This is a genomic window from Pseudoxanthomonas mexicana, assembly GCF_010093385.1.
GTDB lineage: Bacteria > Pseudomonadota > Gammaproteobacteria > Xanthomonadales > Xanthomonadaceae > Pseudoxanthomonas_A > Pseudoxanthomonas_A mexicana.
The window spans coordinates 109,009-131,747 of the sequence record NZ_PDWV01000003.1 but is presented as its reverse complement, the minus strand read 5'-3'; the positions used below and the strand labels follow the sequence as shown (position 1 = coordinate 131,747).

Sequence of the window (22,739 nt, the reverse complement as noted above, 5' to 3'; positions counted from 1 at the left end):
TCCGACTCCCATGACGACGCCCACCCGCCGCCAGCTCGCCAACGCCATCCGTTTCCTCGCCGCCGACGCGGTACAGGCCGCCAATTCCGGCCATCCCGGCATGCCCATGGGCATGGCCGACATCGCCGAAGTGCTGTGGAACGACTACTACCGCCACAGCCCGTCGAACCCGCACTGGTTCAACCGCGACCGTTTCATCCTGTCCAATGGCCACGGCTCGATGCTGCAGTACGCGCTGCTGCACCTGGCCGGCTACGACCTGCCGCTGCAGGAGCTGAAGAACTTCCGCCAGCTGCACAGCAAGACCGCCGGCCATCCGGAGCGCCACGAGACCCCGGGCGTGGAAACCACCACCGGCCCGCTGGGCCAGGGCTTCGCCAACGCGGTCGGCTTCGCGCTGGCCGAGAAGCTGCTGGCGCAGCGCTTCAACCGTGAAGGCCACGCCCTCATCGATCACCGCACCTTCGTCTTCATGGGCGACGGCTGCCTGATGGAAGGCGTCTCGCACGAGGCCGCCTCGCTCGCCGGCACCTGGGGCCGGGGCAAGCTGGTCTGCTTCTGGGACGACAACAAGATCTCCATCGATGGCAACACCGACGGCTGGTTCACCGACGACACGCCCGCCCGCTTCGAGGCCTATGGCTGGCAGGTGGTGCGCAACGTCACCGGCCACGACCCGGTCGAGATCAAGACCGCCATCGACACTGCGCTGAAGACGGCCGACAAGCCCACGCTGATCTGCTGCCGTACCACGATCGGCTTCGGTTCGCCGAACAAGGCCGGCAAGGAATCCAGCCATGGCGCGCCGCTGGGCAAGGACGAGCTGGAAGCCACGCGCGCGGCGCTGGAATGGCCCTACGGTCCGTTCGAGATCCCCGCCGACATCTACGCCGGCTGGAACAAGGTCGAGGCAGGCAAGGCACTGGAAGCCGAGTGGAACGCGCTGTTCGACGCCTATGCCGCCCAGTATCCGGAGCAGGCCGCGGAGCTGAAGCGTCGCGCATCCGGCGAGCTGCCGGCCGATTTCGCCGCCCAGGCCGATGCGTACATCGCCAAGGTGCAGGCCGAAGGCCCGGTGATCGCCTCGCGCAAGGCCTCGCAGAACGCCATCGAAGCGTTCGCGCCGCTGCTACCGGAACTGGTGGGCGGCTCGGCCGACCTGGCGCATTCCAACCTCACCCTGTGGAAGGCGAGCAAATCGGTCTCCAGCACCGATCCGAACGCCAACTACGTCTACTACGGCGTGCGCGAGTTCGGCATGACCGCGATCGCCAACGGCCTGGCGCTGCACGGCGGCTTCGTGCCGTTCGATGCCACCTTCCTGGTGTTCAGCGACTACGCACGCAACGGCGTGCGCATGAGCGCGCTGATCCCGGCGCACGCCATCCACGTGTACACGCACGACTCCATCGGCCTGGGCGAAGACGGTCCCACGCACCAGCCGGTCGAACACCTCGCGTCGCTGCGCTACATCCCGAATAACGACGTGTGGCGTCCCTGCGATGCGGTGGAGTCGGCGGTGGCATGGAAGCAGGCCATCGTCCGCCAAGATGGTCCGAGCTGCCTGGTCTTCTCGCGCCAGAACCTGCCGCACCAGCCGCGCACCGACGCGCAGGTGGGCGAGATCGCGCGTGGCGGCTACGTGCTGGCCGATGCCGACGGCGCGCCGGACGTCATCCTGATCGCGACCGGTTCGGAAGTCGGCCTGGCCACGCAGGCCAAAGCCACGCTGGACGCGCAGGGCATCAAGACGCGCGTGGTGTCGATGCCGTCCACCGACGTGTTCGACCGCCAGGACGCCGCCTACCGCGAGGCCGTGCTGCCCAAGGCCGTGCGCAAGCGCGTCGCCATCGAAGCGGCGACCGCCGACTTCTGGCGCAAGTACGTGGGCCTGGATGGCGCGGTGATCGGCATGACCACGTTCGGCGCCTCCGCGCCGGCCGACTCGCTGTACAAGCACTTCGGCATCACCGTCGACGCAGTGGTCGGGGCGGCGAAGTCGCTCTGAGGCGGATTCGCTGGAAACAACGGGCGCGCCTCGGCGCGCCGGCTTCTTTTCTGGAGGATTCCCATCGGCGTCATCCCGGCTTTCGCCGGGATGACGAGGCTGTGGATCGCGCTTGCGGCAGTTAGAACCGCTAACGTGTTTCCCGTAATCCCAGCGCCAGCAGCTTCGCTTCGATGCGCTCGCCCAGGTTGCCGGGCGCGGCGAGATCCATGCGCGCCATCGCCTCGGCATCGTCCGGTTGTGCGCCCAGCGCACGCAGCACGGTGCCGATCTTCTTCCAGGGCGTGGCGGTATTCGCCTTCAGCCATCCCAGTGCCTTGACGATGCGCTGCTCCACCTCGGTGAAATCGCTGCCCAGCGGATAGTCGGGCAGGGTGCCGTCGTGGCGGAATGCGCGCAGGCGCGCCGACAGGTGTACGGGCGTGTTGTCGATCCAGTGACCGGGTGGATTGAAGCCGGCACGCAGCTTGCCCGCGCGCTGCGCCTGCTGCACCAGCGTCCCCTGGAAGCGCGCGTCGGTAATGCCGCCCATCGCGATGATGCAGTCCTCATCGTTCCTGCCGCGCAGGTCGGCGATGCCGTACTCGTTGACGTACAGGTCGCGGAGATGACGGGGAATGGTGGTGTGACCGTAGTTCCAGCGCACGTTCGACTCGGCCGCGCCGGCGTCCTCGCGCACCGCGCGGAACATCAACACGCTGCGCGCAGCATCCAGCGCATTGGACATGTCCACGAAGTTGTACTGCCCACCCACACCCGATACCACGCGGCCGTCTTCCAGTCCATCGGAGACGGCGGCACCCAGCGCCGTCGCCATCATGCAGGAGTTGAAGAAGCGGGCCTCGTGGCGCTGCAGGCGGGCGGGCGATTCATGGCCGCGCTGCAGTTCGTTGATCAGGCTGATGCGGCGCATGCCGATGGCGCGGCGCTGGTCATCGGGCAGGTCGCGCAGCCACTGGTAGAACGCGGGCGACCCCAGGTAGAACGCGCCGTGCAGGTATTCGCCGTCGCGCTCCAGCCGGGCCTGGTCGCCGAGATTGGCGGTCCCGTCGGCGATGCGCCGCATCAGGGCTTCGTCATCCACCACCTTGCGCCGGATCACGCCGGTTTCGACCAGCCGCTTGAATCCTTCGTTGACCATCTCGCTGCAGCCGTACAGGCCGATGGCGAAGGGGGCCAGTCCGCCGCTGGCGAGCACGGCGGGGTGCCGCTCCAGCTCCGGGTCCAGGGCCGCCAGCACGCGCCGGTAGGTGGCATTGTCGCTGTGGCGCAGTACGAGCGCGTGGCACAGCGCATCGGCCAGTGCACCGATGCCGATCTGCAGCGTGCCGCCGTCGCGCACCAGCGTGCTGGCGTACAGGCCGATGGCGTAGTCAACGTCCGATACCGGCTGGCGCGGCAGCCCGAACAGCGGTGGATAAGGGCCCTGCGGGCTCACGATGATGTCGAAATAGGTGTCCTCGACCGCTGCCGTGCCGCCGATCCAGGGCAGCTGCGGGTCGACTTCCGCCACCAGCAGCGGCCGCGCCAGGCCGCGTGCAAGGTGCGCATCGACCGTGTCCTGGGTGAGGTCGTTGTTGCACGAGAACGACAGGCGCGTGCCACCGGGCTCGCGTGCGACCTTCTGCACGATGACGTTGAGCGCGCGGTCGGCGAGCGCGCGGGCGACGTGCGTGTAATTGAGGCTGGCGTACATGCGCTGTGCGGTGATCGAGCGCAGCAGGGCACCGCCCTGCATGTAGAACTCCTCCACCTCCATGTGCGCGGGCAGTGCGTCGCGCTTCGTCGCCCGCACGTAGTCCAGGCGAGGGAAGTCGTCGCCGAAGTGGCGCGTGGCGAAGGGCGTCACGAGTCGTCCCTCCAGTCCCTTGCCACCCGCAGGCGGATCGAGCGAGAGGGCGGTGTACAGCGACCAGGGGCGCGAAGGGTCCGCCGCGCCGCGTGCATACAGCGCATTGAGCAGGCGGTGCGGCTTGCCGATGCCCAGCGGTGCGCCGATGCGCAGCGGGCCGTAGGTGTGGGCCAGGATCAGGTCGACGGCTTCGTCGAGGTCGGTGAGGTGGCGTGGGCTCATGTGCGCCAGCGTAGCGAGCTCTGCGTCAATCGGCCATGGGTCACTGCTCCAGCATGTCCGGCCGGAACAGCCGGCGACGAGAGACTTCGCGGCCGGCGACCATGAAGCGTCCGTCGCCGCGGTAATGCACCGTGCGCGGGATGCGCGGCGAGGGTGCGACATGCGCCGCCACCACGCGCCACACGAACAGCGGGTAGTCGGCGGTGATCCGCGTTTCGTGCAGGCGGCATTCGAACTGCGCGTGGCATTCGGCGATGCGCTGCGCGCCGACTTCGCGCGAGCCCAGCGGCGTCAGGCCGAAGCGCTCGAACTTGTCCTGTTCGGTACTGCTGCAGTTGCCGATCCGCACCACCGTGTCCAGCAGGTCCCCGGTCGGCAGATTGATCACGCATGCGCGGCTGGCCCGGGCCAGGGCATGGCTGCGGTTGGCCTGCCAGATGTACGTGCCGACCAGGTCGTAGCCCAGCATCATGTGCCAGCCCAGCGTCATGATCGCGCGCTCGCCGCGGTGTGCGGTGCTCAGCAGGACCACGGGTCCCGGCTCCAGGTAGCGGCGCGTCTGGTCGACGGGGAGGGACTTCCAGCGCGTGGGGTGCTTCATGCGGGGCGCTCCGGTGGCGGGACCGCAGGATACGTCGGCGTCAGTCGAGGACGTGTGTGGAGTCGGCCACGCGACGCACTTCGTCCGGGTGATGGCTGACGTAGACGATGGGCAGGCGGATTTCGTCGCGCACGCGCTGCAGGTAGGGGATCAGTTCCTCGCGACGCGCCTGGTCCAGCGCCGACAGGGGTTCGTCGAACAGCAGCATCGACGGTTGCGAGAGCAGGGCGCGGCCGATCGCCACGCGCTGGGCTTCGCCACCGGACAGGTTGCGCGTGCGACGGGCCAGCAGGGGCGCGATGCCGAGCAGGTCCACCACGGCGTCGAATCCGAACCGCGGCGCGCCATGCCCGCCATGCCGCCCGTAGAGCAGGTTGCGGCGTACGTCCAGGTGCGGGAACAGGCGCGCATCCTGGAACACGTAGCCGACGCGACGACGGTGCACGGGGACGTCGATGCCGCGCGTGCTGTCGAACAGGCTGCGGCCGTCCACGTCGATGCGGCCGGCGACCGGCGTCACCAGTCCGGCGATGGCGTTGAGCACCGAGGTCTTGCCGGCGCCCGACGGGCCGACCAGCGCGATCACGCGCGCATCGTCCTTGATCCGCACGTGGCGTCGGAAAGTCCCGCGTCGCAGTTCGATGTCCAGTTCGAGCATCAGCCATCCTCGCCGTGGCGGGTGGGATGGCGTCGCACCAGCCATTCGGAGAACAGCAGGGCCGCCAGCGAGATCGCCACGGCGACGGCGGCCAGGCGCCAGATGCCGGCCTCGCCGCCGGGGACCTGCATCAGTCCGTAGATCGCCGACGACAGGGTCTGGGTTTCGCCGGGGATGTTGGAGACGAAGGTGATGGTGGCGCCGAATTCGCCCAGCGCCTTGGCGAACGCCAGCACGCACCCGGCCACCAGCCCGGGCCAGGCCAGCGGGAGCGTCACGGTGAAGAAGACGCGCCACGGCCCGGCGCCCAGGGTGGACGCAGCCTGTTCCAGGCGGCGGTCCGTGGCTTCCAGCGACAAACGGATCGCACGCACCATCAGCGGGAATCCCATCACCGCGCACGCCAGCGCCGCGCCGGTCCAGCGGAACGCGAACACCAGGCCCAGGTGTTCCTGCAGGAAGGCGCCCACGGCGCCCTGCGTGCCCAGCGTGACCAGCAGTGCGTAGCCCATCACTACCGGCGGCAGCACCAGCGGCAGGTGGACCAGCGCATCCAGCAACGCCTTGCCCGGGAAGCGGGTCCGCGCCAGCAGCCAGCCGACCAGCACTCCGAACGGCAGGCTCGCCAGCGCCGCCACCGCAGCGACTTTCAGGCTGAGGCGGATCGCGGTGAGTTCGTTGGCGCTGAACGCATCGAACACGGGGTGTCAGTCCTTCACCGCGAAGCCGCGCTTGGTGAAGAGGGCATCAGCGGCGGGAGACCCCAGCCATTGCACGAACCGCGCTGCCTGCGCGGCGTGCGCACCCCGCAGCGCCGCCACCGGATAGACGATGGGCGGGTGCGAGTCCTCGGGAAAGGTCGCCACGACCCGCACGCCCGGTTCCGCCTTCGCATCGGAGGCGTACACGATGCCCAACGGCGTTTCGCCGCGCGCCACCAGCATGAGGGCCGCGCGTACGCTTTCAGATTCGGCCAGCCTCGGTCTGACGCCGTTCCACAACGACAGCGACTCCAGCGAGGCCTTCGCGTACTGGCCCGCCGGGACGGTCCGGGTCTGGCCGACCGCGAGACGGCCGTCCCCGAGCGCGGCCAGCAACGTCGCGGGGTGCTTCAGGTCGACCTGTGCCTTGCTCGCCTTGGGTGCGATCAGCACCAGCCGGTTGCCGAGCAAGCTCCGCCGCGTGGCGACGTCCAGCCTGTTGCGCTGCTGCAGGTAGTCCATCCACTCCAGGTCGGCGGAGAAGAACACGTCCGCCGGCGCGCCCTGTTCGATCTGGCGCGCCAGCGCCGAACTGGCGGCGTACGACACGCGGACCGGTACGCCGGTCTGCTTCCGGTACGCCGCGGCGGCCTCGTCCAGCGCTTCCTTCAGGCTGGCGGCGGCGAAGACGGTGAGGCCTGCATCGTCCTGCGCGCGCGCCGCCGTGGGCGCAAGCGACACGGCGATCAGCAAGAGGGCCGAGAAGGAGCGGAGCAACGGGCAGAGCTTCATGCGGACGACTCCTCAGGGGGATGCCACACGCGTGTCGAGGGCGGCGAGGGTGCGGTGGATGTCAGCGGCCACCCAGCGCTTTGTTCAGCACGGCTGCCAGCGCCACGCCACCGGCGCGCAACTGTCGTTCTGCGATCGGCAGATGCTTGTCGACATATGCCTGATCGAGCTTCGCGCGGCGCGGATAGAAGTCCGGCCGTGTCACCACCCGGCACGACTGTTCTGCCCAGACGGCCGCCGGTGGCGGCAGGACCATGGCGGCGAGCGCGGGGCGCGGCAAGGTACGCAGGTGCGCCAGATAGGCCTGCTCGCCGCGTCCGGTGGATACAAGCATGCGGCTGTCCCACAGCGTGTGCAGGTTCGTGCCCTGGCCGTCGAAATTGACCTGCACGTCGTTGCCGCCCTTGTCGTGAGCGTAGCCGGCATGCAGCGGCTGGTGCACGTCGCCGACGAAGTGCACGACGAACTTCAGCGCCTGCAGCCGCTCGGCATGGGTACGTTTCGGATCGGCCAGGATCGCGGCCTGCGCACGGATCGCCTCGACGACGCAGTTGCCTCCCGGGCAGTCGCGGACCTGTTCGTAGGCGCAGTCGTGTTCGCCGAGATTGACGAAGTGCCAGCGTGCGGACGTCCTGCCGAGCACGGGATCATGCTTGCGCAGGTCGTCGGCCCAGCTGGCGATGCCGGCGAGGGTCGGATCCGGCTCGCCCCGCAGCAGGACCTCGACCTGGCGGCGCGCCGGCGGTGTCAGATCGTCCCATGCCAGCAGCGCCACCAGGCGATGGCCCAGCGGGCCCCATGCGCGCGCCGGGAGCGGCAGCAGCGCAAGCGCGACGGCCAGGAGGAATGCGGGAACGAAAAGAAGGGGACGGACCATGCCGGTACTTTAACCGACACGGGCCGTCCCCATTGCGCGTTGCGGGCGTTATGCGTTGCTCAGAACTTCACGACATACGCCACGCCGTACACCAGCGGGTCGATGTTGGCGGTGCCCAGCTTGGCGCCGTCCACCTCGACGTCGGAGTCGATGTCGATCCAGCGCGCATCCACGCGCACCGCGCCACGCTCGCTGACCTTGATGTCCATGCCGACGTGCGCGGCCAGGCCCCAGGAGTCGTCCAGCTTCAGGTCGGTGCCTGCCAACGCACCCTTGGTGTCTTCGCTGAAGAACGTGGTGTAGTTCAGGCCGGCGCCGAGGAACGGCGAGACCTTGCCCTTGCTGTTGAAGTGGTACTGCAGCGACACGGTCGGCGGCAGGTGCTTGGTGCTGCCCACGGTGCCGACGCCGTCGACGGCGATGTCGTGCTTGAACGGCAGCGCGGCCAGCACTTCCAGGCCCAGGTTGTCGCGCAGGAAGTATTCGAAGGTGATGGTCGGCTTGACGTCGCTGTCGATGTCCAGCGGCAGGGTGCCGCCGGCCAGCGTGCCGTTGTCGGACTTGGGGTTCACCTGGTGCACGCCGACGCCCAGGGTCCAGTCGCCCTTGGACTGGGCGAAGGCGGGAGCGGCGGCGCCGAAGGCGAGGGCGATGGCAATCGGGATCAGGGTCTTCTTCATGGTGATGACGCTCGTTGGAGAGTGGGGCCAGTCTCCACCCGCGTACGGGGCGCCGCCTTGATCCTGATCAATGCCCGCCACGGCCTGTCGCCGGGGCGGGCTGTTAGAATGTGGGCCCCGTCAACCCCGCCGCGCCGCGCGCGGCCGCAGGAGTCCTGAGCAATGTCGATCAAGGTGGGTATCAACGGCTTCGGCCGCATCGGGCGCAACGTGCTGCGTTCCGCCGTGCAGAACTTCGGCAACGACATCGAGATCGTCGCCATCAACGATCTGCTGGAACCGGACTACCTGGCGTACATGCTGCAGTACGACTCCGTGCACGGTCGCTTCGACGGCGACGTGAAGGTCGAAGGCGGCGCGCTGTTCGTCAACGGCAAGAAGATCCGCCTCACCCAGGAGCGCGATCCGGCCAACCTCAAGTGGGACGAAGTCGGCGCCGATGTCGTCATCGAATCCACCGGCCTGTTCCTCGACAAGGCCACCGCGCAGAAGCATCTGGATGCCGGCGCGAAGAAGGTCATCCTGTCGGCACCGTCGAAGGACGACACGCCGATGTTCGTCTACGGCGTGAACGACAAGACCTACAACGGCGAGGCGATCATCTCCAACGCGTCGTGCACGACCAACTGCCTGGCGCCGATCGCCAAGGTGCTGCACGACAAGTGGGGCATCAAGCGCGGCCTGATGACCACCGTGCACGCGGCCACCGCGACGCAGAAGACCGTGGACGGCCCGAGCAACAAGGACTGGCGCGGCGGTCGCGGCATCCTGGAGAACATCATCCCGTCCAGCACCGGCGCGGCGAAGGCCGTCGGCGTGGTGATCCCCTCGCTCAACAAGAAGCTGACCGGCATGTCGTTCCGCGTGCCGACCAGCGACGTGTCGGTGGTCGACCTGACCGCCGAGCTCGAGAACCCGGCCACGTACGAAGAGATCAAGGCCGAGATGAAGGCGCAGAGCCAGGGCGCGCTGAAGGGCATCCTGGGCTACACCGAGGACAAGGTGGTAGCCACCGACTTCCGCGGCGACACCCGCACCTCGATCTTCGACGCCGAGGCCGGCATCGCGCTGGACCCCACCTTCGTCAAGCTGGTGGCCTGGTACGACAACGAGTGGGGCTACTCCAACAAGTGCCTGGAAATGGTGCGCGTGGTCGCGGGCAAGTAAGCCGCCACGCCGGTCGATCCGGCCGGAGCATCCGTACGCGAGCGCCCTTGGGCGCTCGCGTCGTTTCCGGGTATCACGAGGCGATACCGGGTACGCTGTCCTCGGCCACCCGCGGATCGGAATCTTGCAAATCCACGGGCCATGCCCGAGGCTGCGGGCGCGGCTGCACGGACGGCCGGAGGGCGCGGCATTCCGCGTCCTTGCACCGGAAACACGCACAGGCGAGGTCGGGGAATGGATGACGTGGTCGGGTTGTTGGTCCTGGTGGGGCTGGCCGTATTGGCCATGCCCGTCCTGCTCATCGTCGCGCTGGTGTCGGTCAGCGGCCTGAAGCGCCGCGTCGCCACGCTGGAAGCACAGGTCACCCAGTTGCGCGCCGCACGCGTCGCCGAGCCGGCGCCAGCCCCTGCCAGCACGGTGAGCGCGCCTGCGGCACCCGCCGTGGACGAAGGCCCCACGCTGGCGGACCTGATGCGCGACGCCGCACCACCGCCGCCGCGCGCGACACCCGCGCCTGCACCGGCTGCACCGGAGCGCGCCGCTGGACCACCGCCGATCCCGTCGGCACCCCAAACGCCCACGCCAGCGCCGGCTGCGCCACCGATGCCGCCCCGGCCGCCGCGTCCCGTCGCGCCCTCGCGTCCGGACTTCGCCACCACCGCGGTCCGCGCGGTGCAGCGCTGGTTCACCGTCGGCAACGTGCCGGTGAAGATCGGCATGCTGGTGCTGTTCGCCGGTGTCGCGGCACTGCTCAAGTACGGCGCCGACCAGGGCTGGTTCACCCTGCCGCCGGAACTGCGCCTGGCCGGCGTAGCGGCCGCGGCGCTGGGTGCGCGGGTGTTCGCGTGGCGCAAGCGCGAGAGCAACCGCGTGTTCGCGCTCAGTCTGCAGGGTGGCGCCATCGGCGTGCTGCTACTGGTGGTATTCGCCGCCTTCAAGATCTTCGGCCTGATGCCGGTCGGCGCGGCCTTCGCGCTGAGCATCGCGCTGGTCGCCGGCGCCGGCATGCTGGCCGTGCTGCAGGATGCCAAGGCGCTGGCGGTGTTCGCGCTGCTGGCGGGCTTCCTCGCCCCGCTCTGGCTGTCGACGGGCAGCGGCAACCATGTGGCGCTGTTCTCCTACTATGCCGTGCTCAACGCGGCCATCGTCGGCATCGCCTGGTACAAGTCGTGGCGCCTGCTGAACCTGCTCGGCTTCGTCTTCACCTTCGGTATCGGCACCGTGTGGGGCCTGTTCGATTATGACCCCGCGAAGTACGGCACCACCCAGCCGTTCCTGGCCTTGTTCTTCGTGTTCTACCTGCTGATCCCGCTGCTGTTTGCGCGCCGCCAGCCGGCCAGCCGACGCGACTTCATCGATGGGTGCCTGGTGTTCGGCATGCCATTGGTGGCGTTCTCGCTGCAGGCCGGGCTGATGCAGGGGGGTACGTTCGAAGACAGCCGCATGCCGCTGGCGTTCTGCGCGTTGGGGCTGGGCGTGCTGTACGCCGGGTTGTCGTGGCTGCTGCGCCGTCGCGAGAACTACGACGTGCTTGCGCAGTCGTATGCCCTGCTCGCGGTGGGTTTCGCCACGCTGGCGGTGCCGCTGGCGCTGTCGGCCCAGGCCACGGCGAGCGTGTTCGCGCTGGAGGGCGCGGCGCTGGTCTGGCTGGGGCTGCGGCAGTCGCGCCTGCTCCCGCAGCTGACCGGTGCGGGCCTGCAGATGGCGGCGGCGTTCGCATTCTTCATCGCGCGGGCTGACGCCTGGTCCGCCGGCGGATTCGACGCGACGGCCCATCCGATGTTCGCCAACGCCCCCTTCATGAGCGCGCTGCTGATCGCGCTGGCAGGCCTGGCCAGCGCCTGGAGCTATCGCGGCCGGCTGGGCGCCGTCGCGGGGCTGTACTACCTGTGGGGCCTGGCGTGGTGGCTGGGCAATGGCGTCATCGAGATCGAGCGCTATCTGGGCCGTCGGGACGAACCGGACGCGATGCTCGCCTTCGCGGCGCTGACGGGCTGGCTGGCGGCCGAAGCGCATCGCCGTCGCCCGTCGGGTGCGCTGGCGTGGACGACGCTGGCGGCCTTGGCTTCTGCGGTGCCGCTGGCGATCTGGCAGTCGGATGTGCACCAGCAGCCATTCGCGGGCCATGGCGTCTGGGCGTGGCTGGTCTATGCGGCACTCGGCATTCGCAGCCTGATGTGCCTGCGCGATAGCGAACATCGCCTCGCCGGTGCTGCGCAGTTCGTCTGGTGGCTGGTGTGGCCGATGGTGGCGAGCCTCCTGATGGCGTGGCTGCCCGACTGGCTGGAAGGCATGGGCCAGGGCTGGACGGCCGGCCTGATCGCGTTGCCGTGGCTGGTGGTCGTCGCGCTGGCGCTGTTCCGCTGGGGCTGGCTGTCGGCGCCGCTGGGCGAACGCTTCGACGGCTGGCGTACCCCGCTCTTGGGCGTGCTGTTCGCCGCGCTCGGCCTGTGGTGGGCAGGCTCGCTGTTCCTCGCCGGCGACGCCATGCCGCTGCCGTGGATTCCCGTGGTGAACCCGCTGGAACTCGCCCAGCTCGCGGTGCTCGTGCTGCTCCTGCGTTGGTGGATGCCGGAAGACCGCAGCATGCCGCCCATGCAGATCGTGCTGCTGACGTCGGCCGCCTTCGTGTGGATCACTTCCGTGGTGCTGCACGCCGTCCATCACTGGGGTGGCGTGCCGTGGAGCGATGGACTCCTGTCGGGCAGCCTCGCGCAGACCAGCCTGACCGTGGTGTGGAGCGTGCTGGGCGTGCTGGGCTGGGTGATCGGTTCGCGCCGCGGCCAGCGCATGCTGTGGCTGGGGGGCGCGGTGCTGATGGGCGTGGTGCTGGTGAAGCTGGTGTCGGTGGACCGGCAGCACCTGGGCAACCTGCTGGGCATCGGTTCCTTCATCGCCTACGGCCTGCTGTGCACGGTGGTGGGTTATCTGGCACCGGCGCCGCCGCGCCGCATCGATACCGAGGAGGCGACCGCATGAGGACCCTGTTGCTTGCCCTGGCATTGCTGGCCGCGTCGTTCGCGACGCTGGCGCAGTCGCCGGCACAGGCCGCGTACGCGAAGCGGTGGCCGCTGGCCCTGTCCGCCGAACGCGCGGGCGCCTACCGCGTCGAACTCGATCGCAGCGTCTACACCACCACCGCCTGGGCCGACCTGCGCGATGTGGACGTGCTGGATGCGAACGGCAAGCCGGTGGCGGCGGCATTGTTCGGGCCGGAGCAGCCCACGGCGCTGCCCGCCCGCCGCATCGTCGTGCCGTGGTTCCCGTTGCCCGCGCCGGCGCAGGGTGCAGGCGAACCCGCGAGCGTGTCGGCTCAGTTCGGCGAACACGGGCGCATCGTCCGCATCGAGGCCAGCGGCGGCATGCCGTCGGAGGACACGGGGCGGGCCTTCCTGGTGGACCTCAGCGGCATCCGCGACAACCCCGAAGCGCTGGAGATCACCTGGGACCCGGGCGAGCCCCGCGAGGCCCGTTTCCGCGTGGAAGGCAGCCACGACCTTCAAACATGGGACGTGATGCAGTCGCGCGTGACACTGATGGAACTGCAGCGCGGCACCCAGCGGCTGCTGCACGACGAGGCGCCCATCCAGGCGGGATTCCGCTACGTGCGCTTCGTGCCGCTCGATGCCGCTGCGGCGCTGCCGATCCGCGAGATCCGCGTGCGCCTGGATGCCGCGCATCTGCAGCAGACGGTGGCGTGGTCGGAAATGCAGGGGCGGCGCGTGCGGGAGCAGGGCGTGGACGGGTTCGTCTACCACAGCGATGGCCGCTATCCCATCGCCCTGGCCAACCTGGCGATGGATGATTTCGCCGTGGGCGAATGGACGCTGGAAAGCCGCGACGCCGATGACGCGCCATGGCGGCTGCGCGCCGGTCCGTGGGTGGCCTATCGCGTGGATGGCGAACGTCCCAGCGCATCGCCCGATCAAGCCTTGTCCAGTGGACCGGTGCGCGACCGCCAGTGGCGGCTGCGCAGCCGCGGCGCCTTGCCCGAGCGGGCGCCCACGCTGCGACTGGGCTACCGGCCCGAGGTGATGGTGTTCCTGGCGCAGGGCACGCCGCCGTACGCGCTGGTGGCCGGCAGCGCGAGCGCCCGTCGCGCCACGGTGCCCATGCCGGCGCTGGTCGACGCACTGCGGCGCGACCGCGGCGCCGAATGGCAACCGGCGCCCGCCTACCTGTCCACGGCCGCGGTGCTGGCCGGCGACGCCGCGCTCGTGGCGCCGCCAGAACCCCGCGACTGGAAAGCCTGGCTGCTGTGGGGCGTGCTGCTGCTGGGGGCGGGGCTGGTGGCCGCGTTCGCCTTCAGCCTGTTGCGCGGCCGCCCGTCGGCGTAGCCGCTCGTTTGCGGCAGGGGAGGGCAGGCGGGACAATGGCGGTCTTTTCCGCCGCCCAGGACCTCCCATGCCCATCGTCCGCATGACCGATCTCGACCTCACCGGCAAGCGCGTGCTGATCCGCCAGGATCTGAACGTGCCGATCGAGGGCGGCCGCATCACCTCCGAGCAGCGCATCACCGCCTCGCTGCCCACGCTGAAGCTGGCGTTGCAGAAGGGCGCGGCCGTGATGGTCACCTCGCACCTCGGCCGGCCGAAGGAGGGCGTGTGGAGCGAGGCCGATTCGCGGGCGCCGGTCGCCGCGCGCCTGTCCGAGCTGCTCGGCGTGGACGTGCCGCTGGTGAAGGACTGGGTGGATGGCGTGGCCGTGCAGCCGGGCCAGGTGGTGCTGCTCGAGAACTGCCGCATGAACGTCGGCGAGGGCAAGGACGACGAAGCCCTGTCGAAGAAGTACGCCGCGCTGTGCGATGTGTTCGTCATGGATGCGTTCGGCACGGCTCACCGCGCGCAGGCCTCCACGCATGGCGTGATCCGCTTCGCCGCCGTGGCGGCCGGTGGCCCGCTGCTGATGGCCGAACTGGATGCGCTGGACAAGGCGCTGGCCAATCCGGCGCGCCCACTGCTGGCCATCGTGGCTGGCAGCAAGGTCTCCACCAAGCTCGAACTGCTGACCAGCCTGGTGGGCAAGGTCGACCAGCTGATCGTCGGTGGCGGCATCGCCAATACCTTCATCGCTGCCGAAGGGCACGCCGTGGGCAAGTCGCTGTACGAGGCCGACCTGGTGGATACGGCGAAGAAGATCGATGCCGATGCCAGGGCGCGCGGCGCCGAGATCCCGCTGCCGACCGATGTCGTGGTCGCCACCGCGTTCGCCGCCGATGCCCCGGCGACGGTGAAGGCCGTCGATGCCGTCGCGGACGACGAACTGATCCTCGACATCGGTCCGCAGACCGCAAAGCGCTATGCCGACCTGATCAGGTCGGCCGGCACGGTGGTGTGGAACGGGCCCGTGGGCGTGTTCGAGTTCGACGCCTTCGGCAAGGGCACCGAGACGCTGGCGCATGCCTTCGCGCAGTCGAAGGCGTTCTCCATCGCCGGCGGCGGCGACACGCTGGCCGCGGTGGACAAGTACGGCATCGCCGGCGACGTCAGCTACATCTCCACCGGCGGCGGCGCGTTCCTGGAGTTCCTGGAAGGCAAGACGCTGCCGGCCGTCGCGGCACTGGAAGCCCGCGGCGCGTGAGTCGCGCCACGCTGTTCTTCGATCTGGACGGCACGCTGATCGATTCGGCCGTCGGCATCACCCGCTGCATCGCGCACGCGCTGACGCAGCTGGAACATCCGGTCCCGTCCGAGGAGGAACTGCGGGGCTGGATCGGCCCGTCGCTGCGCACCAGTTTCATGCCGCTGCTGGGCGATCCGGCCAGGGTCGAAGCCACCGTCGAGCACTATCTGGAACGCTTCGAGTCGCACGGCTGGCTCGAGCACCAGGTCTATGCCGGCATCGGCGAGGCCATCGAGGCGCTGCATGCGGACGGGTACCGGCTCGCGGGGGTCACGCCGAAGAACGAACCGCATGCCCGCAGGATCCTCGCGCACCTGCCGTTCGGCCACCGCTTCGAGGAGATCGTCGGCGCCACCATCGACGGCCGCCTGAGCCACAAGGCGGACCTGATCGGCGAAGCGCTGCGCCGGCTGGGAGCGAGCCCGGATGCCTGCTGGATGATCGGCGACCGCCGCATGGACATAGAGGGCGCGCGCCATCACGGCATGCGCAACGTCGGGGTGCTGTGGGGTTTCGGCGGCGAGCAGGAGCTGCGCGACGCGGGCGCGGATCATCGGGTCATGTCGCCTGCACGACTGGGGCCGCTGTTCGGCTGAATCGCGAGATCAAACGCGCGTTTCATCGGTTTCGTTTGCGCAGTCGGGTGTGCGCGCGCAGCATCCTGTCGTGATGCTCAGACCAAAAAAATACCAGTGGCGCGATGTGGCCGTATCGCGAAAAATGGCTTTAAAACAAGCGTTTTTATCGCGCTTCGTGCGCGGACGCAGCGGTGTCCCGGGACAGCATGCGCACAGCGCGATCATCAGCCATTGCGGTACCCGGTCGCTGTGGTAGCGTTTGCGCGATCACAGGGAATCCGCACCATGACAGAACGCCAGCGCCGCACCAAGATCCTCGCCACCCTCGGACCGGCGACGGACCCGCCCGGTGTGCTGGAGGAACTGTTCCGCGCAGGCGTCAACGTGGTGCGCCTCAATTTTTCCCATGGCGATCCTTCCGGCCAGGCCAAGCGCGCCGCCGCCGTACGCCTGGCCGCGCAGCGCGTGGGGGCGGAAGTCGGCATCCTCGCCGACCTGCCCGGCCCGAAGATCCGCATCGAGCGGTTCGCTGAAGGCAAGATCGTGCTGAAGAAGGGCGACCGCTTCGATCTGGTCGCGAGTGCGGATGCGCCGCCGGGCGACATCAATCAGGTCGGTGTCAGCTATCTGGGCCTGCCGGGCGATGTCGGCGCCGGCGACGTGCTGCTGCTGGACGACGGCCTGATGCAGCTGCAGGTGGTGCAGGTCGACGGCGAGCGCATCGTCTGCACGGTGCTCAACGATGGCGTGCTGTCCGATCGCAAGGGATTGAACAAGCAGGGCGGCGGCCTGTCATTGGGTGCGCTGACCGAGCGCGACCGCGAACTGATCGCCTACGTGGCCGAGAACATCGGCGTGGACTTCATCGCCGTGTCGTTCTGCCGCAACGCCGAAGACATGAACGAGGCGCGCCGCATCGCGCGCCAGCACGGCTGCGATGCCGCGCTGGTATCGAAGATCGAGCGCACCGAGGCCATCGAGAACCTGGCCGAGATCGTCGATGCCAGCGACGTGGTGATGGTGGCGCGTGGCGACCTGGGCGTGGAGATCGGCGATGCCGAACTGCCCGGCCTGCAGAAGAAGATCATCCGCGAGTCGCTGGCGCGCAACAAGGTGGTGATCACCGCCACCCAGATGCTGCAGTCCATGGTGGACAGCCCGATTCCCACCCGCGCCGAGGTGCTGGACGTGGCGAACGCCGTCATCGACGGCACCGACGCCGTGATGTTGTCGGCCGAAACGGCGGCAGGCAGCTACCCGGTGCGTGCGGTGGAAGCGATGGCGCGCATCTGCCTGGGCGCCGAGAAGCAGTTCGAGATGGACACCGATTTCGAGAAGGCGCCGCGCAACCTCGAGCGCGCCGACCAGGCGATCGCGATGGCAACCATGTTCCTGTCCGAACACATCGGCGTGCGCGCGATCGTGGCGATGACCGAATCCGGCGGCACCGCGCGCTTCCTGTCGCGCTTCCGCTCCAGCGCGCCGATCTACGCGTTCTCGCGTCACGACGGCGCCCGCCGCACGATGGCGATGATCCGTGATGTGTTCCCCATCGCGTTCGACAGCCGCGGCCTGGCACCGCGCGAGGCCGCCCGCGATGCGATGCGCGTGCTGCACGATCGCGCGTTGCTGGCCGAGGGCGACCGCGTGATCTTCACCAGCGGCGACCATATGGAGAAGCACGGCGCGACCAACACGCTGCGCCTGCTGCAGATGGGCGAACGGGGCAAGGCCGAGGGGCTGGGCGAGCTGTAACCGGTTTCCCGGCGCGCGCCCCGCGTCCGTCGGGGGAGCGATGCGGCGCATCCATCGTCGCGACCGCCCGCTGTCGTCGCGGCGCGGGCTACAATTGGTATCTTTCCCGCCGCCTTTCCAGGAACTCCCCATGAGCATCGAACAGCTTGCCGAAACCGCCCAGGCCATGGTGGCCCCGGGCAAGGGCATCATCGCGATCGACGAGTCCACCACCACCATCGCCAAGCGGTTCCAGGGCGTGGGCATCGAGAACACGGAAGAGAACCGTCGCGCCTACCGTGAGCTGCTGCTCACCACGCCCAAGCTGTCCGACTACATCTCCGGCGCCATCCTGTTCGACGAGACCATCCGCCAGTCCACCAAGGATGGCGTGCCGTTCGCCAAGTACATGAGCGACCACGGCATCATCCCCGGCATCAAGGTGGACAAGGGCACGCATCCGCTGGCCGGCTGCCCGGGCGAAGTGGTCACCGAGGGTCTGGACGGCCTGCGCGAGCGCCTGAAGGAGTACTACAAGCTGGGTGCGCGCTTCGCCAAGTGGCGTGCGGTCATCACCATCGGCGAGGACATCCCGTCCGGCACCTGCATCGAGGCCAACGCGCATGCGCTGGCCCGCTATGCCGCGCTGTGCCAGGAATGCGGCCTGGTCCCGATGGTGGAGCCGGAAGTGCTGATGGACGGCGACCACAACATCGAGGTCTGCTACGAAGTGACCGAGGCCGTGCTGCGTTCGCTGTTCGGCGCGCTGTACGAGCAGAACGTGCTGCTGGAAGGCACCATCCTGAAGGCCTCGATGGTCATCGCGGGCAAGGACTGCGACGAGCAGGCCGACGTGGACGAGGTGGCCGAATCCACCGTCATGTGCCTGAAGAGCACCGTGCCGGCGATCCTGCCGGGCATCGTGTTCCTGTCCGGCGGCCAGACCGACGAGCAGTCCACCGCGCACCTCAATGCGATGAACCGCCTGGGCACCCTGCCGTGGCCGCTGAGCTTCTCCTATGGCCGCGCCATGCAGCAGGCCGCGCTGAAGCTATGGTCGCAGGACCTGGTGGGCAATTTCGCCAAGGCCCAGGCCGTGGTTTACGAGCGCGCCAAGGAGAACGGCCTTGCGGCGCTGGGCAAGTGGGAGGGGTAATCCTCCGCGCCCCGCGTGATCGCGACGCCGGCCTCGTGCCGGCGTCGTCGTTTCCGGTGGCCTGAATCCGGAATCCAGGGTGGCATCCGTTCCTGCACGCCGTCGTTGCCGCGCAGGCGGGCACCCGGATGCCTACGGATCCGGGGACGAGAGTCGCTGGGTCCTCGCGGTCGGCCCGTCCAACCTTACGGGCGGGGCCCTTGCCGAAAGCGCGGCTGAACAGGATTCCCTGCGTTAAACATTATTGCCTAAGCAGCTATATCATAGGCACCCATGAGCCATACAAACGGCAAGAGCACCATCGGTTACCTGATCGCGGACCTGAGCCGGCTGTTCGGTCGCGTGTTCGACCGGCGTGCCGCGCACCTGGGCCTGACCCGCGTGCAGTGGCGTGCGCTCAAGCGCATCCACCAGAGCGAGGGCATCACCCAGTCCGAGCTGGCCGATCTGCTCGACATGGAGCCCATCGCCGTGGGCCGCGTGCTGGACCGCCTGCAGAAGGCCGGCTTCATCGAGCGCCGCAGCGATCCGGACGACCGCCGCGTATGGCGCCTGCACCTGCTGCCGCAATCCGACGCGGTGATGCACGACATCGAAGCCGTCGCCGTCTCCGTGCGCGAGGACTGCCTGGCCGGCGTCGATGCCGAAGAGCTGGCGACGACCCTGAAGGTGCTCGGCCAGATCCGCGAAAACCTTTCCCGGCTCGACCGCGCCAGCCGCGCCGAGTCCTCCCTCCGCAAGAGCTGACCTCCACCATGACCAGCAAGATCAACGAAGCCGCGGAAAAGGCGGCACAGGTTCCCGTTCCCAAGCGCCGCCGGGTCCCCGTGTGGCTGTGGGTCGCCGGCCCGCTCGCCGTGGCCGGCTTGTTCGGCTGGGAATACATCGCCTCGCAGCGCGAAGTGAGCACCGACAATGCCTATATCAAGGCAGAGCGCATCCTGATCGCCCCGCAGGTCGGCGGGCGCGTGGTCGAAGTCGCCGTGCAGCAGAACCAGCCGGTGAAGAAGGGCGACCTGCTGTTCCGCATCGATGCCGATCCGCTGACGATCGCCGTCGCGCAGAACGAAGCGCTGGTCGCGCGCATGGCGAACTCCGCCAGCGCCAGCCGCGCCAAGGGGTTGGCACGGGCACCTCGATCCAGGCCGCACGCGAAACGCTGACGTGGGCGCAGCGCGACCTGCAGCGCATGCAGCAGCTCGCCGGCCAGCAGCTGGTCTCGCGCAAGATGCTGGACGACGCGCGTCATGCCGTCGCCGAAGCCCGCACCGACCTGGCCGACGCCATCGCAACGCAGTCCGAGGCCACCGCGTCGCTGAGCGGCAGCCCGGGCACGCCCACGCAGGACCTGCCGGAGTACCGCGCCGCGGCCGCCATGCTCGCCAAGGCGAAGCTCGACCTGGCGCACGCCGAAGTGCGCGCGCCGGTGGACGGCATCGTCGGCCTGCACGACCTGCAGGTGGGCGAATACATCAACGTCGGCCAGACGGCGATGCCGCTGGTGGCCACCTCGCCGATCTGGGTGGAAGCCAACTTCAAGGAAACCGAGCTGGAGAAGATGAAGGTCGGCCAGCCCGCGACGATCGAAGTGGACAGCTATCCGGGCGTGAAGTGGAAGGCGCACGTGGCCTCCATCGCGCCCGCTTCCGGTGCCGAGTTCAGCGTGCTGCCGCCGCAGAATGCCACCGGCAACTGGGTGAAGATCGTCCAGCGCATCCCGGTGCGCCTCGAGCTCGACAGTGCTGCCGCCGATGCGCCGCAGCTGCGCGCCGGCATGAGCGCCGACGTGCACGTCGAGCTGCGCGACCGCGATACGGCCACCAGCCGCGCCACCGCGGCACGCTGAGGCATTGGTTTCCATGTCATCCCGGGCGTGCGCGGATGCGGGCGAGGGCACTGTGGTGGGGCCCGGCCCCGCTGACGCCGCGCCCCGGGTGACCTCTGGATCGCCGCACGTCATGTGCGCCGATCCCTCCCGGACTTCTCCATGAGCACTTCCACCGCTGCCGCGGCTACCGCGCAGGACGACACCGGCAAGCGCACGCTGCTGGTCGGCTCGGTGATGCTGGCCACGCTGATGCAGGCGCTGGACACCACCATCGCCAACGTCGCGCTGCCGGACATGCAGGGCTCGCTGTCGGCCACCCAGGACCAGGTGTCGTGGGTGCTGACCAGCTACATCGTCGCCGCCGCGATCCTGACGCCGGTCACCGGCTGGCTGGCCGGCCGGCTGGGCCGCCGCCGCCTGCTGATCATCGCGGTCAGCGGTTTCACCGTGGCCTCGCTGCTGTGCGGCATCGCCACCGGCATCGGCGAGATGGTGCTGTTCCGCATCCTGCAGGGCGTGTTCGGCGCGTCGCTGGTGCCGATCTCGCAGTCGCTGCTGCTCGATGCCTTCCCGAAGGAGAAGCACGGCGCGGCGATGGCGATGTGGGGCATGGGCATCATGGTCGGGCCCATCCTCGGGCCGCCGCTGGGTGGCTTCCTGACCCAGAACTACAGCTGGCACTGGGTGTTCCTGATCAACCTGCCCATCGGCATCCTGGCGCTGGTCGGCATCATGGCCAGCGTGAAGAAGGACGTGCTGCAGGAACGGAAGCTGGATGGCATCGGCCTGGGCCTGTTGGCGCTGGGTATCGGGGCGTTGCAGCTGTTCCTCGATCGCGGGCAGGGCGAGGACTGGTTCGGCAGCGTCGAGATCCAGATCGAGGCCGCGCTCGCATTCCTGGCGCTGTACACCTACGGCCTGTGGTGGTGGCGCAAGCGCGACAGCGCGCTGCTCGACCTGGGCCTGCTGAAGAACGCGAACTTCGCGGTCGGCTGTGCACTGATCTTCGTCGTGGGCATCGTGCTGTTCGCCACGCTGGCGCTGCTGCCGCCGTACCTGAGCACGCTGATGAACTATCCGGTGCTGACCATCGGCCTGGTGCTGGCGCCGCGCGGCGTGGGCACGATGTTCAGCATGATGGTGGTCGGCCGCCTGCTGGGTCGCATCGACGCGCGCTGGCCGATCCTGGTCGGCATGGGGTTGATGGTGTTCTCGCTGCACGGCATGACCCAGTTCGGGCCGAATGCGTCGATGCACGCCATCATCTGGCTCGGTGTCATCCAGGGCATGGGCCTGGGCCTGGTGTTCGTACCGATCTCGACGGTCGCCTATGCCACGCTGGAGCCGCACCAGCGCACCGAGGCGGCGGGCCTTTTCAGCCTGGTGCGCAACATCGGTTCATCGGTGGGCATCTCGGTGGTGATGACAATGCTGTCGCGCGCCATGCAGGTGAACCATGCCGAGATCGGCGCGCGCATCCCGGCCTTCGGCGCGGAGACCACGCTGCTGCCGGCGGCGATGAATCCGTCCACCGCCACCGGCGTGGCCCTGATCAACGCCGAGGTTAACCGGCAGGCGGCGGCCATCGGCTACCTCAACGACTTCAAGCTGATGATGCTGCTCACGCTGGTGTCGATGCCGCTGGTGCTGCTGATGCGGGGTGGCAAGGCGCCGTCCGGCGGCAACGCGGGCGCCGACGCCGCCGCGGCGCACTGATATGCGGATCGAGGGCCTGCACCACGTCGCGATCATCGCGTCGGACTATGCGCGGTCGAAACACTTCTACACCGAGGTGCTCGGCCTGCGTGTGGTCGCCGAGCACTATCGCGCGGAACGCGATTCCTGGAAGCTGGACCTCGCGTTGCCGGACGGCACGCAGGTCGAGCTGTTCTCGTTCCCGGCGCCGCCACCGCGCGTCTCGCGCCCCGAAGCCTGCGGACTGCGCCACCTCGCCCTGCGCGTGGCCGATCTCGACGCCGCCGTCGCCCACCTGCACGCACAGAAGGTGGCTACGGAGCCGGTTCGCGTGGACGAGTACACCGGCCGGCGTTTCACCTTCTTCGCCGACCCGGACGACCTGCCGCTGGAGCTTTACGAGCAATAGTGTTATCGCTGTGGGAGCGACGTCAGTCGCGACCGCACGCCAGCCATGTCGGGATCTCGCAGACAGCGCATCGTCCTGCCGCGCCCGGCTTGACCAAGGATATGCGTGGCCGACGACATGCGGTCGCGACTGACGTCGCTCCTACGGGACTCCGTACGG

At 68.9% G+C, this 22,739-nt stretch carries 20 protein-coding genes; 13 read left to right on the top strand and 7 right to left on the bottom strand.

The genetic code is table 11. The annotated features are described in order from the left end of the window. The first annotated feature begins 10 nt into the window (after positions 1 to 10). On the top strand, positions 11 to 2,008 hold the full coding sequence (gene tkt / locus CSC76_RS02375) for a transketolase (RefSeq protein WP_162108459.1): 1,998 nt from the start codon (positions 11 to 13) through the stop codon (positions 2,006 to 2,008). A gap of 130 nt (positions 2,009 to 2,138) precedes the next feature. Here tkt and CSC76_RS02370 read toward each other — a convergent pair whose 3' ends face one another. The 7 genes from CSC76_RS02370 to CSC76_RS02340 all read right to left on the bottom strand — a co-directional run bounded on the left by CSC76_RS02370 (position 2,139) and on the right by CSC76_RS02340 (position 8,397). Next, on the bottom strand, positions 2,139 to 4,082 hold the full coding sequence (locus tag CSC76_RS02370) for an acetyl-CoA hydrolase/transferase C-terminal domain-containing protein (RefSeq protein ID WP_162108458.1): 1,944 nt from the start codon (positions 4,080 to 4,082) through the stop codon (positions 2,139 to 2,141). 40 nt (positions 4,083 to 4,122) lie between these two features. Beyond that, complete coding sequence (locus tag CSC76_RS02365) at positions 4,123 to 4,683, bottom strand: flavin reductase family protein (RefSeq protein WP_162108457.1); 561 nt, start codon at positions 4,681 to 4,683, stop codon at positions 4,123 to 4,125. 40 nt (positions 4,684 to 4,723) lie between these two features. Beyond that, positions 4,724 to 5,341, bottom strand: a complete 618-nt coding sequence (locus CSC76_RS02360) for a molybdenum ABC transporter ATP-binding protein (protein WP_162108456.1) — start codon at positions 5,339 to 5,341, stop codon at positions 4,724 to 4,726. Then, positions 5,341 to 6,042 carry a molybdate ABC transporter permease subunit gene (gene modB, locus CSC76_RS02355; RefSeq protein ID WP_162108455.1) on the bottom strand — a complete coding sequence of 234 codons (702 nt, stop codon included), beginning with the start codon at positions 6,040 to 6,042 and terminating at the stop codon, positions 5,341 to 5,343. Before modB ends, CSC76_RS02360 begins: the two co-directional genes overlap by 1 nt. Before the next feature lie 6 nt (positions 6,043 to 6,048). Next, complete coding sequence (modA, locus tag CSC76_RS02350; RefSeq protein ID WP_162108454.1) at positions 6,049 to 6,834, bottom strand: molybdate ABC transporter substrate-binding protein; 786 nt, start codon at positions 6,832 to 6,834, stop codon at positions 6,049 to 6,051. Between the two features lie 61 nt (positions 6,835 to 6,895). Next, positions 6,896 to 7,711 (bottom strand): S1/P1 nuclease, encoded by an 816-nt coding sequence (locus tag CSC76_RS02345; protein WP_162108453.1) that lies wholly within the window; start codon positions 7,709 to 7,711, stop codon positions 6,896 to 6,898. A 59-nt stretch (positions 7,712 to 7,770) separates the two neighbouring features. Beyond that, positions 7,771 to 8,397 (bottom strand): OmpW/AlkL family protein, encoded by a 627-nt coding sequence (locus CSC76_RS02340; protein ID WP_374500267.1) that lies wholly within the window; start codon positions 8,395 to 8,397, stop codon positions 7,771 to 7,773. Positions 8,398 to 8,553: 156 nt separating this feature from the next. On the opposite strand from CSC76_RS02340, the gene gap reads away from it, so the two are divergent. The 12 genes from gap to gloA2 all read left to right on the top strand — a co-directional run bounded on the left by gap (position 8,554) and on the right by gloA2 (position 22,580). Next, the gene (gene gap / locus CSC76_RS02335; protein WP_093301172.1) at positions 8,554 to 9,558 is read left to right on the top strand and encodes a type I glyceraldehyde-3-phosphate dehydrogenase; all 1,005 of its coding nucleotides are present in this window, start codon (positions 8,554 to 8,556) and stop codon (positions 9,556 to 9,558) included. Between the two features lie 243 nt (positions 9,559 to 9,801). Then, a complete protein-coding gene (locus tag CSC76_RS02330; RefSeq protein WP_162108467.1) occupies positions 9,802 to 12,537 on the top strand; it encodes a DUF2339 domain-containing protein in 2,736 nt (911 codons plus the stop codon). Further along, the gene (locus CSC76_RS02325) at positions 12,534 to 13,895 is read left to right on the top strand and encodes a DUF3999 family protein (protein WP_162108451.1); all 1,362 of its coding nucleotides are present in this window, start codon (positions 12,534 to 12,536) and stop codon (positions 13,893 to 13,895) included. The genes CSC76_RS02330 and CSC76_RS02325 overlap by 4 nt, the downstream gene beginning before the upstream one ends. Before the next feature lie 67 nt (positions 13,896 to 13,962). Continuing rightward, positions 13,963 to 15,138, top strand: coding sequence for a phosphoglycerate kinase (locus tag CSC76_RS02320; RefSeq protein WP_162108450.1), 1,176 nt, complete (start codon positions 13,963 to 13,965; stop codon positions 15,136 to 15,138). Further along, positions 15,135 to 15,776, top strand: coding sequence for an HAD hydrolase-like protein (locus CSC76_RS02315; RefSeq protein WP_162108449.1), 642 nt, complete (start codon positions 15,135 to 15,137; stop codon positions 15,774 to 15,776). The genes CSC76_RS02320 and CSC76_RS02315 overlap by 4 nt, the downstream gene beginning before the upstream one ends. Positions 15,777 to 16,043: 267 nt before the next feature. Beyond that, positions 16,044 to 17,513 (top strand): pyruvate kinase, encoded by a 1,470-nt coding sequence (pyk, locus tag CSC76_RS02310; protein ID WP_162108448.1) that lies wholly within the window; start codon positions 16,044 to 16,046, stop codon positions 17,511 to 17,513. Between the two features lie 130 nt (positions 17,514 to 17,643). Continuing rightward, complete coding sequence (locus CSC76_RS02305; protein ID WP_162108447.1) at positions 17,644 to 18,648, top strand: class I fructose-bisphosphate aldolase; 1,005 nt, start codon at positions 17,644 to 17,646, stop codon at positions 18,646 to 18,648. A gap of 273 nt (positions 18,649 to 18,921) precedes the next feature. Continuing rightward, positions 18,922 to 19,395 carry a MarR family winged helix-turn-helix transcriptional regulator gene (locus CSC76_RS02300; RefSeq protein ID WP_162108446.1) on the top strand — a complete coding sequence of 158 codons (474 nt, stop codon included), beginning with the start codon at positions 18,922 to 18,924 and terminating at the stop codon, positions 19,393 to 19,395. A gap of 8 nt (positions 19,396 to 19,403) precedes the next feature. After that, positions 19,404 to 19,811, top strand: coding sequence for an HlyD family secretion protein (locus tag CSC76_RS02295; RefSeq protein WP_162108445.1), 408 nt, complete (start codon positions 19,404 to 19,406; stop codon positions 19,809 to 19,811). 26 nt (positions 19,812 to 19,837) lie between these two features. After that, positions 19,838 to 20,494 carry an HlyD family secretion protein gene (locus CSC76_RS02290; RefSeq protein WP_162108444.1) on the top strand — a complete coding sequence of 219 codons (657 nt, stop codon included), beginning with the start codon at positions 19,838 to 19,840 and terminating at the stop codon, positions 20,492 to 20,494. A gap of 141 nt (positions 20,495 to 20,635) precedes the next feature. Then, positions 20,636 to 22,192 carry an MDR family MFS transporter gene (locus tag CSC76_RS02285; RefSeq protein ID WP_162108443.1) on the top strand — a complete coding sequence of 519 codons (1,557 nt, stop codon included), beginning with the start codon at positions 20,636 to 20,638 and terminating at the stop codon, positions 22,190 to 22,192. 1 nt (position 22,193) lies between these two features. Continuing rightward, positions 22,194 to 22,580, top strand: coding sequence for an SMU1112c/YaeR family gloxylase I-like metalloprotein (gene gloA2 / locus CSC76_RS02280; RefSeq protein ID WP_162108442.1), 387 nt, complete (start codon positions 22,194 to 22,196; stop codon positions 22,578 to 22,580). Positions 22,581 to 22,739: the final 159 nt, after the last annotated feature.